The sequence below is a fragment of the Microbacterium sp. P5_B6 genome (genome assembly GCF_056400345.1).
On sequence record NZ_JBFULL010000006.1, the window covers coordinates 308515 to 320307 of the forward strand.

General features: G+C 69.9%; 12 protein-coding genes. 4 read left to right on the forward strand and 8 right to left on the reverse strand.

The features are described 5' to 3' along the window. The first annotated feature begins 5 nt into the window (after positions 1-5). From AC1DP3_RS10770 to AC1DP3_RS10780, 3 genes are all read left to right on the forward strand, one after another. A complete protein-coding gene (locus AC1DP3_RS10770) occupies positions 6-137 on the forward strand; it encodes a hypothetical protein (protein ID WP_477293162.1) in 132 nt (43 codons plus the stop codon). A gap of 103 nt (positions 138-240) precedes the next feature. Then, complete coding sequence (locus tag AC1DP3_RS10775; RefSeq protein WP_477293163.1) at positions 241-1215, forward strand: hypothetical protein; 975 nt, start codon at positions 241-243, stop codon at positions 1213-1215. Between the two features lie 54 nt (positions 1216-1269). Further along, positions 1270-2208 (forward strand): hypothetical protein, encoded by a 939-nt coding sequence (locus AC1DP3_RS10780; protein ID WP_477293164.1) that lies wholly within the window; start codon positions 1270-1272, stop codon positions 2206-2208. 478 nt (positions 2209-2686) lie between these two features. On the opposite strand, the gene AC1DP3_RS10785 is transcribed toward AC1DP3_RS10780, so the two are convergent. Genes AC1DP3_RS10785 through AC1DP3_RS10795 form a run of 3 tightly spaced genes read right to left on the reverse strand, consistent with a single transcriptional unit; the run spans position 2687 to position 4975 of the window. Continuing rightward, positions 2687-3769, reverse strand: coding sequence for a 1-acyl-sn-glycerol-3-phosphate acyltransferase (locus tag AC1DP3_RS10785; RefSeq protein WP_477293165.1), 1083 nt, complete (start codon positions 3767-3769; stop codon positions 2687-2689). Then, entirely contained in the window at positions 3766-4650 is an 885-nt protein-coding gene (locus AC1DP3_RS10790) for a patatin-like phospholipase family protein (protein WP_477293166.1), read from the reverse strand. Before AC1DP3_RS10790 ends, AC1DP3_RS10785 begins: the two co-directional genes overlap by 4 nt. 28 nt (positions 4651-4678) lie before the next feature. Beyond that, a complete protein-coding gene (locus AC1DP3_RS10795; RefSeq protein ID WP_477293167.1) occupies positions 4679-4975 on the reverse strand; it encodes a chorismate mutase in 297 nt (98 codons plus the stop codon). 55 nt (positions 4976-5030) lie between these two features. Here AC1DP3_RS10795 and AC1DP3_RS10800 point away from each other — a divergent pair, with 55 nt between their 5' ends. Further along, a complete protein-coding gene (locus tag AC1DP3_RS10800) occupies positions 5031-6209 on the forward strand; it encodes an AI-2E family transporter (protein WP_477293168.1) in 1179 nt (392 codons plus the stop codon). A gap of 5 nt (positions 6210-6214) precedes the next feature. Here the strand turns inward: AC1DP3_RS10800 and AC1DP3_RS10805 are convergent, their stop codons facing one another. From AC1DP3_RS10805 to AC1DP3_RS10825, 5 genes are all read right to left on the reverse strand, one after another. Further along, complete coding sequence (locus AC1DP3_RS10805; protein WP_477293169.1) at positions 6215-8761, reverse strand: helix-turn-helix transcriptional regulator; 2547 nt, start codon at positions 8759-8761, stop codon at positions 6215-6217. 222 nt (positions 8762-8983) lie between these two features. Further along, the gene (locus AC1DP3_RS10810) at positions 8984-9373 is read right to left on the reverse strand and encodes an SHOCT domain-containing protein (RefSeq protein WP_477293170.1); all 390 of its coding nucleotides are present in this window, start codon (positions 9371-9373) and stop codon (positions 8984-8986) included. Positions 9374-9491: 118 nt separating this feature from the next. Next, the gene (locus AC1DP3_RS10815) at positions 9492-9863 is read right to left on the reverse strand and encodes an SHOCT domain-containing protein (RefSeq protein WP_477293171.1); all 372 of its coding nucleotides are present in this window, start codon (positions 9861-9863) and stop codon (positions 9492-9494) included. Further along, entirely contained in the window at positions 9860-10297 is a 438-nt protein-coding gene (locus AC1DP3_RS10820) for a DUF6325 family protein (RefSeq protein ID WP_477293172.1), read from the reverse strand. Before AC1DP3_RS10820 ends, AC1DP3_RS10815 begins: the two co-directional genes overlap by 4 nt. Positions 10298-10465: 168 nt before the next feature. After that, entirely contained in the window at positions 10466-11656 is a 1191-nt protein-coding gene (locus tag AC1DP3_RS10825) for a lactonase family protein (protein ID WP_477293173.1), read from the reverse strand. Between the last annotated feature and the right edge of the window lie 137 nt (positions 11657-11793).

The following is an 11793-nucleotide window of genomic DNA, read 5'->3' on the forward strand; positions in this document are numbered from 1 at the left end:
ATCGCATGTCGGACGACGAAGAGTACGCAGGCCTTCAAGAGACGCGCGAGAAGCGCACGAAGGTGATCGCCTGGGTCGTCATCGTGACTCTGATCCTCGTCGGCGGTGGCGCCACGGTGCTCGCGCTCATCTTCTGAGCGGCGAACTGAGCTCCCTCCACAAGCGCTCAGCGCCGTCGCAGCGCCAGAGATACGGCGGATGCCCAGCCACTGCCGGCCCCAGCAGTAATAGCATGACGACGTGGATCCGCTGTTGGCGACGATCGCCGTGTATGGCTGGGTCGCGCCGGTCGCGGCCGGGGCGGGGGTGTTCGCGATGCTCGGAATGAGACATCAGAGGGCGGTCGACGCGCGCCGACTGGAATACGACGCGGCGCGGCTCGAACTCGCCGATGCGCGCACACGCGACTGGTCGGCACGGAGCGCCCTGAAGCTCGCGAGAGCAGAGCTGGCGCGGGTTCAGGCGGCCCGGGCAACATCCCAGGCCGCGCCGGCCGAGGTGAGCGCCGCCCGCAAGGCGCTGCAGACGGCCCAGCGCCACGCGCAGGCGACCTCCACCGAGCTCCGTGTCCGGCGGATGCGGGTGAGCGCTGCTCGCGCAGGTCTGCCCGCGACGTCCGACCCGACCCAACGGCCCCTCGCCAAGACCCTGGCGGCCCACGATGCCATCACCGCCCGGTGGCTGGCGTACGAGACCGATCCCGCGCGGCTCATCGCCTTCCCGCTGATGAGCGACGGACGCGTGCCGACCACGGGTGCCTATCTCGTCGCCCGCGCCGAGGCGCAGCGCCTGCGTCCGCCGTCGGATCGCGCACGGATCACGCCGGTGCAGTTCGCCGCCTATCGCAACGCGGTCGAGAATGCCGCTCGCGCGTTCGAGGCAGCCGAGGACGCCGCGTGGAAGGACGCCAGGGCGAACGGCATGGTGCCACCCGAGCCGGCGCCCGAACCGGTCTGGGTTGCGACCGCGCAGCAGTTCCTCACGCGGTCCACACAGGCCCTCACCTGGGCGAGCGAGAATGCGTCGACGGTCGCCGGCCTGATCGCGGATGCCGCAGCTGCTCGGGCGGCGAAGAACCCCGCCCCCGCGGGCACGACGAACGCATCTCCGCGGACCGCGAAGGCAGAATCCACGGCTGCGCCTTCCCCGGCTGCACCTCACCCCGAGCCGGTGTGGCCCGTGCCCTCCCGCACGCCCAACCGCTCGGCATCCTGATCGACGATCACAGGGGCAGGCCCATGCTGCCCATGACCTGGATACGATGACCTAGTGCCCATCTTCGAGTTCATCGGGGGCTATTGGTGGCTGGTCTTCCCCCTCTTCGGCGTCCTGGCCTCGGTCGGCGGCGCCTGGGAGCGCGGCGCCCGGCGGCGGCACCGCCGCCGGCTCGAGGTGCTGCACGCCAAGGCTGAGCTGAAGGCCGCCCAGGCGGCCGCCCGTGGGCGAGTGGAGTACCCCGCGACAGGGCCGGTGTCGCACGCCGGTGCGGCGGGGTTCGCGGCGCCGGTGTACCGCGACACGGCCGCACCCGCGCCGAGCCAGCTCGAGCGGCTCTTCGCCGAACACGACGCGGTGACCTCCCGATGGCTGGAGTACGAGCTCGATGTGGCCAAGCTCATCGCCTACCCGGCCATGAGCGACGGCCGTCAGCCGCTCACGGCAGCGTTCCTGCGGGCGAAGAAGGTCGCGGACGGGCTGCGTCCGCCGACCACGAAGGTGAAGCTCACGAAGGCCCAGATCGCCGAGTACCGCAATGCCGTCACCGACTACGAAGTCGCGTTCGACGTCGCCGAGCGGGATGCCCGCCGCATCAAGACCTCGGCGTTCACGGATGTCGAGCGCAAGCGTCTCGACACCGCCAAGCAGCTGCTCACCGTCGCGGTCGACCAGGCCGCGACTCCCGCCGAGCGCCAGCTCGCCTACAAGCGGGTGCGCGAGGAGCTGGACGGCCTGATCTCGCTCTCGGACGAGGCCATCGTCGTGCTCGAGAAGCAGGTGGGGCACGAGCTCACCGTGGGTCCCTCGAGTACGGGGTCGACCGAGACTCCGGCGGTGGGGGATCGCGCTCCCGCCCACACAAGCGGCTCGCCGGCAGCGACTCCGGCATCCGGTCCTGTCCCACAGCCGCTGCCCGCACCGTGGCCGGTCCCATCGCGCATCGCCGAGACAGCGCCTGGGCGGATCGTGCGTCCCAAGCCGCACCCCTGAACGGAGCCCGCCCGCGCCGGCGTGCACAGCCGCGGGGAATGTGCACGACACGCCGACGTCCACGCGGCGCGTGACGCACAATCCCCGCCGCTCGGCACCAGGCTGCCGTGGGCACCAGGCTGCCGTGGGCACCAGGCTGCCGTGGGCCGCGCGTCACCCGGCGAGCCGACGCCGAGGGTGTGCACAACCGCGGAGAATGTGCACGACACGCCGACGTCCACGCGGCGCGTCACCCACAATCCCCGCCGCTCGGCACCGCGCGCTGCCTTGGCGCCGAGGCCGCCGTGGGCGCGAGGCTGCCCTGGGCACCAGGCTGTCGTGGGAGGCGCGTCACCTCGCGAGCCGCGCCGCCGGTGTGCACGACCGCGGAGAATGTGCCCGACACGCCGACGCCGGCCCGGCGCGTCACCCACAATCCCCGCCGTTGCACACCGCTGCTCGGTGATCGGAAGGCAGTGCGTCGCCGGCAGGCGCCGGGTCAGCCGGCGGGTGGCGCGGCTTCGGCCGCAGTGCGCTCGGCGATCCAGCCGTCGATGCGCTCGAACCACCCGAAGAGCCATTCCGCCTGCTCGTCCCGCCCCTCGGGGATGTCCGACCGCGGCACGCGCCAGCCTCGCATGAGGATGCCCTTGTCCATCGGCAGCTCCCGCCAGATGTCCGACATCGTGATGAGCCGGTCGAGTCCGGTGTGGCCGATGAAGACGACGTCGGCATCGGGGGATGCCTCGAGCGCGGCGTGCATCCCGCCCGGCTGAGGCGGCATGACGTGCAGCATCGACTCGGCGCGGTCGGCGAGGGCGACGCGGCCGGTCGAGCGCAGCCGATCGATGCGGGTGCGGCGCCGCGTGGAGGTCACGTTGCCGCCCTCGGGGAAGATGACGAAGGCGTCCTCGGGGCCGAGACCCGTCGCGAGATCGCGGAGGCTCTCCTCGACGCTGTGACCGCCGCCCTTCTTCTTTCCGCCGAAGCTCGTGGGCACGATGAACCGCGTCGGGATCCGGTTCAGCAGCACATCCACTGCGGGATCCCACTGCATCGTGTACTTCAAGACGATGCGCGGCATCCGCGCCACCTCGTTGAGGAGCGTGTGGACGATGATGAACGAGTCCCCCGGCCCCGCGTGACGGCTTGCCACGATCAGGGGCTTGCCGGGTGTGAAAAGCGCATCGAAGGCGGCGGTCGCGGCATCCGGGTCGGGATCGTCGCTGCCGGTCGTGGCGATCGTGAGCCGGAGCACCGAGCCGAAGATCTGGAAGAGGATCTCGAGGCCCCGGGCGCCGAGGCGGTAGTGCGCGCGCCGGAACGCCGGCGAATTGATGCGCCAGCCGAAGCCCGAGGCGACCCACAGTCCGAACATGAAGACGAGCAGGGCGGAGTCCCACAGCAAGTACACCGTGATGAGCCACAGCACGCGGGGCAGGCGGAAGCGCCCCGGCACGAGCGCGGTGAGGCCGATGGCACCGAGGAGCCAGAGCGGGATCGTCACGACCATGAGCAGCGAGATGACGATGATGAGCGGTGCGAGGATGACGCGTCGCACCCAGATCGGAGGAAGCCTCATGATGCCGCTCCCATCACGGTCAGCGGCGGCATCCCGCGCTCGTAGAGGAAATCGCGACTGGCCTCGTGGGCCTGCTCGATGCGGAGCGTCACGGTGCCGAGCTTGCGATAGGCGCGGATGGAGTCGTCGCCGTCCAGGGGACCGCCGGTCGGCAGGACGTAGAGATCGACGCCTTCGGGCAGCGTCGCGAGGTCGCGTGCGAAGCGATGACGCCGGGCGATCTCGAAGGCGACGCGGGCCGTGTCGACCGCCGTCGAGGGGGCGACGAGCGGCGTCTCGACGCGGCCGACCTGCAGCACGAAGATCCGCGTGGCTCCCGAGGCGACGGCCTGCTCGATGGGGATGGAGTTGACGATCCCCCCGTCGATGAAGTGCTCGCCGTCGATCTCCGTCGGGGGGAAGAGTCCCGGCACCGATGCCGACGCGAGGATCGCGGGGATCAGCGGGCCCGAGTCGAACACGTGCTCGGCGGCCCGCTCGATGCTCGCCGCGACCACCTGCAGGGGCACCTCGAGATCCTCGAACCGGGATGCCGGGTGAAGACTCCCCTCGAGCAGCCGGCGGAGCGGGTCGTGCGAATTCAGGTGCGTCTTCGTCTTCACCAGGCGACTCATCTGGGTGAGGAGCGAGCTGCCGTATACCGCGTTCGCCTCGGGAGAGGTCCACGCGTGCAGCAGCGTGTCGATCACGCCGAGAGTGGGGTCCTTCGCGATCATCGCCCCGTTGATCGCGCCGATCGAGGTGCCCACGACGATATCGGGACGGATGCCGGCCTCGAGGATCGCGCGGATCATGCCGATCTCGACCGCCCCGCGGACTCCTCCGCCGCCGAGCACGATGGCCGTGCGCTCGGGCTTCGAAACCCTTCGGCTCCAGGCCATGGCCGTGTCCCTCCGTCGGTGGCGACGCTCAGCGGCTGTCTGCGGCCGCGGTGTGGTGCCTGATGACCTCGGCCACGACGAAGTTGAACCACTTCTCCGCGAACTCGGGGTCGAGCTCGGCGTCCAGCGCGAGCGTGCGCAGCCGCGCGAGCTGCTGCTCTTCACGGGCGGGGTCCGAGGGGGGCATGCCGTGCTCGGCTTTGAGCTGCCCGACCTGCTTGGTGCAGCGGAAGCGCTCAGCCAGGAGGAAGACGAGGGCGGCATCGATGTTGTCGATGCTGCCGCGAAGGCGTTTCAGCGCCTGCGCCGGGTCTTCTTCGGTCATGGGTCCTCCTCGTTGATCGACCCTATCGCGGGGTGAGTCCCCATAGAGTGTGGCCATGAGTGACGACCTCGCCCCGGCACCCTCCGCGACGTCTCCCGTGCTTTCCACATCATCCGTCTCGGCCGATGTCGCCCTTCCGGAGATCATCGTCGACCCGCCTCGACGCGAGTCGTGGACGAATCTGGGGCACCCGTTCGCGACCGGCATCCTGCTCACCATCGGAGCGCTCGCGGCGCTCGCGCTGGGGGTCGCCTTCATCAACCTCTCGACGATCGTCATGTACGTCTTCATGGCGCTCTTCGTGGCGCTGGCGCTCAACCCCGTGGTCGAGAGGCTTTCTCGCGGGCACCTCTCGCGGACCGCGTCGATCGCCGTCGTCTATGTCGTCTTCGCCATTCTGCTCATCGCCTTCCTCTGGCTCGTCCTTCCGGGACTGTTCACGCAGATCGGGCTGTTCGTGCAGAACATCCCCCAGCTCATCAGCTCGTTCCAGGCATCCGACACCTATGCCTGGATGGAGTCCACCTTCGGCACTCAGGTCGGCACGATGCTCGACCAGGTCGAGACATTCCTGACGAACCCCGCCAATCTCGCCGCCATCGGCAGTGGGGTGCTGAAGGTGGGTGTGGGGATCGCCACGGCCATCTCCGGCGGGCTCATCATCATCGTGCTGAGCCTCTACTTCCTCGCCGGCCTGCCGGCCATCAAGGACACCATCGCCCAGCTGAGCCCGGCGCACAGCCGGCCGACCGTGCGCTCCATGACCGAGCAGATCACCGGCTCGATCGGCGGCTATCTCACCGGCATGGTGGTGCTCGCCTTCTGCAACTCGATCGTCGCGTTCGTCCTTCACTTCTTCMTGGGTCTGCCCTATCCCGGCCTCATGGCCCTGGCCGCCTTCTGCATCACGCTGATCCCGCTCATCGGCTCGGTCTGCTACTGGATCTTCGCCACCGTTGTCGCGCTGTTCACCGACCCCGTTGCTGCGCTCATCTTCTGTGTGGTCTACCTGATCTACATTCAGTTCGAGGCATATTTCCTCACGCCGCGCGTCATGAACAAGACGGTCTCGGTGCCGGGGGCGCTCGTCGTGATCGGGGCGATGGTCGGCGGCACCCTCATGGGACTTCTCGGCGCGCTCGTGGCCATACCCGTGACGGCATCGATCCTGCTGATCATCAAGCGGGTCTTCATCCCGCGTCAGGACGCCAAGCTCCTGGTTCCTCCGCGGTAGCGGGCTCAGGTGTACTGGCGCAGCGCCTCGCGACGGGACGTGACACCGAGCTTGCGATAGATCGAGCGCTGATGGGTCTTGATCGTGTTGACGGAGACCCCCAGCCGCTCTGCGATCTCGATCGTGGTCAGAGTGGTCCGCAGCTGTTCGAACACATCGCGCTCGCGCTCGGACAGCGCGCCGATGCCCGCATCGGCCGCTCCCGGCCGGAGGCATGCGAGCACGAAGTCCTCGTGACGGGTGCCCCACGCGACGTGCGCGCTCAGCAGCTCGCGCAGGTCGGGGTCGTTCTCGGAGAAGAGCAGCCGGATGCCCTCGGGCTCGGCCAGCGCCAGGGCCTCTTCGCACAGTTCATGAGCAGCCTCGGTGCGCCCCGACGACCACTGCGACAGGGCGTTCGTCACGAGCGTCGCGACCCGGATGTATGAGATCGCAGCGTAAGGCGTCAGGCGGCGAAGGAACTGCAGCGCCTCGGCATGCGCTCCGGACCGGCGCAGGACTCCTGCCACGAGGACGGCGAGCAGAGGCATCGTGGTCTCGTCCGTGAGGCCGCGGGCCAGTTGCACCGCGCGTTCGCGGTGGCCCACGCCTTCCTCGAGGAGGGCGATCGCGAGCTGGCGATACCGCGGCCAGGCGATGCCCTGGGTCTCGACCCGCGGGAGGAACTGAAGCTCGAGGGCGGCGCGGCGGCAGAGCCGTGGGTCGCCCGATGCGGCAGCGGCGGCAGCGAGCAGGATGCGCGCGAGATCGGCGAAGGTCCGGCGGCCGCCTCCGAAGGCGATCACACGCCGGAACTCCTGCTCGGCACGGGGAAGGTCGTACGCCCAGAGCGCAGCGACCCCCGCCGCCACTCCCCCGCTGCCGCCGATGTAGGCGATCCACGTCGACTCCTCGGGATCCTCGTCTGCGAGCTCGTCGAGGAGGGGACGCACGGTGCTGAACTCCCCCGCCCAGGCGAGGGCGTATGCGAGACACTCGCGGGCTCGCCGGGCCAGTGAGCGGTCGCCGACGGCCTCAGCCTTGCGGACGGCGCCTTCGAGAGTCTCGACGATCTGATCGGGGTGCGCCCGCTGGATGAGCTCGGTCCATCCGAGAAGGAAGGTGATCGCCGCCCGCTCGCTCGCAGAGGTGTCGCCCTCGAGCAGCTGCATCCGGACCGCCGAGACGGTCGAGGCCAGCAGCGCGCGGTCATCGAGGAAGAACAGACGGGCGATGTCGAGCGTGCGCTGCGCATTCGCATCGTCGGATGCCGCGGCTTCCGCCCGCTCGAAGAGCTCTCGAGCCGATGTGTGCTCGCCGAGCACGTCCCGGGCGCAGGCCCGGATGAGCTGGATCGCGGGGCTGTCCGTGAGGGCAGAAGGCAGTGAGAGGCACGCGCGATCCACCGCTCCGGCGGCGCTGCCCATCACGAGTCGCACCCACTCGCTGCGGAGGACGCCCGCTGCCGCCTCGCCGTCGCCGACCTCGAGGTACTGCGCGACCGCGTCGAGCGGCCGCACCTCGGCCAGCAGCAGGGCGGCGCGACGCTGCAGCTGTTCCAGTCGCTGCGGGTCCTCCTCGGCGAGGAGCTCCCGGCAGTGGCGTGCGAACAGGGCGTGCCAGCGATACTCCACTCCGGAGGGGCCGTCGTGCCGATCAAGGAACAGCCCCAGCCGACGGCACTGCTCGAGTAGGCGAGAGGCATCCGGTCGCCCGGTGAGCTCGGCCGCCAGGCGAGGCGAGAGCTCGCTGCAGACGGTGGCGTCGACGACGAAGCGCGCGAGTTCGGGATCGAGGGCAGACAGGATGACGTCGCGCACGTAGTCGCGCATGAGCCCGCCCGTGCGCACGGCGCCGGGCGTCCGCGCCGATCCGCTGAGCAGAGCAAGACGAACGGCGATCGGCCATCCCGCCGTCTCTGCGTGAACCGCCGCGGCGTCCGCCACACTCGTCATCTCGACCGCGAGTTCTGCCACCTCGCGCGCGTCGAAGGCGAGCACTTCAGCGCCGACCACGGCATCGGGGTGACTCAGGACGAACCGCGGGATCCGCGTCTCGAGGGCCGTCGTCCCCACGAGCACCAGCCTGAGCGCCGGGGGCGTCTGCGCGATCAGTGCGGCCAGAAGGCCGGATTCGAGGCTCAGCTCCGCGCGCTGAGCGTCATCGATCACCAGTACGAACGGCTCGAGCACGCCCGACAGCACGGCCTCGAGGCGAGCGCGCACCTCGGGGGGCTGACGGGGCGTGGCGACGCCGAACGAGTCGACATTCCGCACGCGATCGGGCGGAAGCACCGACTCCAGCGCGGCGACGATGCCTTCATCGACCTCGGCCGCTTCGAGCGGGCCGATCGAGAGCCACGCGACGAGACGGGGGGAGCTCTCGGCCCAGGCGCTCACGGTCGTGGTCTTGCCGAACCCGCTCGGCGCCGTCACGACAGTGACGGGATGCTGGTCCACGACGTCGTCCAGGATGCGCACGAGTGCAGGACGCTCAAGGGTCGCCGGCTGCCGGACAGGAGGCTGATGCCGGCTCCACACGACGGGTGAAAGTGCTGACAAGGGCAACGTCATGCGCCCTCCTCCTGCTGAGCGGGCGGCTCCAAGGCGGCGGGATCCCGGAACCGGCGCCCGCGCAAGGTCTGTCACCCGCGCGGGGTGACCTTCGCAGGTCGCTCACGGATTCTACAACGCCTGTGTTACCGGTCAGGTCATCCGGCGGCTCGGCCCGGATCCCGCCGCAAACGCCGAACGGCACCTCGCGCCGGGCGCGGGGTGCCGTTCGGGTGATGTCGATCAGGCGAGGGCGCGCGCCTTCAGGGCGTCGTACTCGGCCTGCGTGATGGTGCCGGCCTTGAAGAGCTCAGAGGCCTTCGCGATCTCATCCGTGGCGCTCGTCGGCTTGGCCACCGACTGGATGTACGCGTTGGTCGCCTCCTGCTGACGCTTGGCCTCGGCCAGGCCGCGCTCCTGCATGCCGGCTCCGCGCGCGATCAGGTAGACCAGCGCCGTGAGGAACGGCACGAAGATGAGGAACAGCACCCAGACGGCCTTCAGCCAGCCGCTCAGCTTGTGGTCGCGGAACAGGTCGCTGAAGATCGTGAGCAGCACGAACAGGTACGCGACGAACGCGAAGACCCAGAAGAACCACAGAACGACGTTCCAGAAGTTGTCAAAAATATCCATGAAAAGTATCTCCGATGAAAGACGAGCTCGGGATCGAGGCTTTCAGTCTCCCCTGTTGCGGACACAAGGCACCGCCCGGATCACCCCTTTCGAATGATCGGGCGGTGCCTCGCTGCCTTTAGGCGAGCAGTCGCGCCTTCGCGGCTTCGAACTCTGCGTCGCTCAATGCGCCCGCATCCCGGAGCGCGGCCAGCTTCGTCAGCGATGCCACGATGTCGACCTCGGCGGCCGGTGCCGCGGCGGGAGCCGCCGGCGCGGCAGGAGCGGGGGCGGGTGCAGCGGCCATCTGCTGCGCGACGGCCTGCTGGGCTGCGGCGTTCATCGCGGCCTGCTGCTGAGCGGCCTGGTACTGCTCCTGCTCCCACTGGCCCTGCGCCTTGGCCTGCTGGCGGTTGTTCATGCCGTTGTTGACGGCTGTCGCGGTGCCCGCGACGACGGCGGTACGGGCGGCGAGGCCCACGAGGCCGGGACGGCCCATTCTGCGCATCATGACTGTTCTCCTTCGCTTTCTTCGATCGCGTCCACGAGTGCGTTGACGATAGGTGCGGGAATGCGCTCGGCGGACAGCACCACGCCACCGGTGGAGGCGAGGCTGTCCGCGAGCTTGCGCGCGTAGAGCAGTTCGATCGCGACGACCGCGGCCGATCCGCCGGCCGGAACCAGCTCGCCGAGCGCCTCGATGTCCTCGTCGCCGGTGATGCCGCTCAGCACCAGATCGAGCGCGCCGAAGTCTTCGGAGTCCTCTTCGATCTCGACGATCGAGACCTCACCGGACTCGGACTTCGACACGAGGACGAAGTCGAGGATGCGGACGATGCCGCTCTCGACCAGTTCCACGAGCGATGCGATGAACCTCGGATCCGGCCGCTCGCCCTCGAGGCCGAGCAAGAACAGCTCGACCGGTCCGTAACGGAATTCAGCCATTGTCTTCCCTTCTGAAGTCACGTGTCGTTGCTGGGGGCTTCGCGCCGTTCTCGGCGGGATGTGCCCTCAGCATCGACTTCACGCTAACCCCGCGCCGCCGTGGCTGGTAGGGGAGGGGTGGGCACCCGATGCTCCTCTCACCCCTGGTGGGGGAGGAGCGCGGAGGGGTCAGCGGGCCGGCAGCAGGCAGGTCGGAGCCGGGGCGGCGGAACGGTGACGCACGCGGCCCGGAACGCCGGTGCGCAGGTCGATGCCGAGCGAGACGACCTCGTCGGCGAGCTGCCCGGCCACAAGCAGGGTGTCGCGGGCGACGACGTGATGGCGCGGCCAATGCACGCCCGCCTCGACGAGCGCGAGCGGCTCGACCGTCTCGCCCGTTCCGCGCACGCGAAGGACGGCGATGGTGTCGCTTCCGCGTACGCCGGCGTAGAGGAAGTGCTTGTCCCGCGACGGCGCCAGCTCGGCTGCTGTGTCGGTGGGCAGGATGCCGGCCCCCAGGTGCGTGCCCCCGATGAGGCGCCACGCACCGGACGCGTCGGGCGTCAGGACGAAGACCTCGTGCGAGAGCTCCGTCACGACATAGAGGTGGCCGCTCGGATGCCACACGGTATGACGCGGACCCGATCCTCTCGGCAGCACGACCTCTTGAGTCGGTGTCAGACCGCCGGCTCCGATGCGCCAGAACCGGACGAGGTCGAGCCCCATGTCGGTCGTCGCGACCGTTCCGCCTGGCAGGAACACCGCCTGGTGCGCGTGCGAGGGCCGGGATTCGTCCCCCTGCGCATTCGTCGGCACCAGCGGTGGCTGGGGCTCGTGATCGGGGACCAGGTGGGCGTACTCCTCACCGGCCGCGGCTCGGAGGGCGCGGGCCGCAGCCGCCAGGTCGATGTCGAACCCGATGGCACGTGCGGGTGCGGCATCCGGGCCGGGTGCTGCATGCGGATCGACCGCGGCGGGGGCGATGACCGGCGCAGAGGGGCGCCCTGCGGCATCCAGGTCCATGCGCACCACGCGGCCGTCGCTCCAGCAGCTGGCGACCAGCGAGCTGCCGTCCGGCGCGACGGCGACGTGGCAGACGGACTCGCCGGCCTCGACCGGGGGCCCGAGGCGGACGAAGGATGCCTCGCCGGTCCGGCGGAACGCCTGAACCGTGCCGGCGCCCTCCAGCGCCGCGTAGACGACCTCGAGCGTCGGGTGGTTGGTCAGCCAGGACGGCGACCCCGCAGTGATCGCGGCGTCGCCCGCGAAGCCGAGCGAGCCCCCCGCGAGCGGGTCGTCAGCGGCACCCGCGTCGAGCACGCCGATGCCGGTCGCCGCTCCGCCCCTGTCTGCGGAGTAGCCGCCGAGCCAGAACCTCATCGGTCGGTTCCGTCCGACCGATGAGGTTCGCGGTTCCTGAGCCCTTCGATACGTGCGCTGCGCGGCCTACTCAGGAACCGCTTGTCGAAGGGCCTCATCGGTCGGTGGGAGGCAGGCGACGCGCGGAGCCCCCGCCG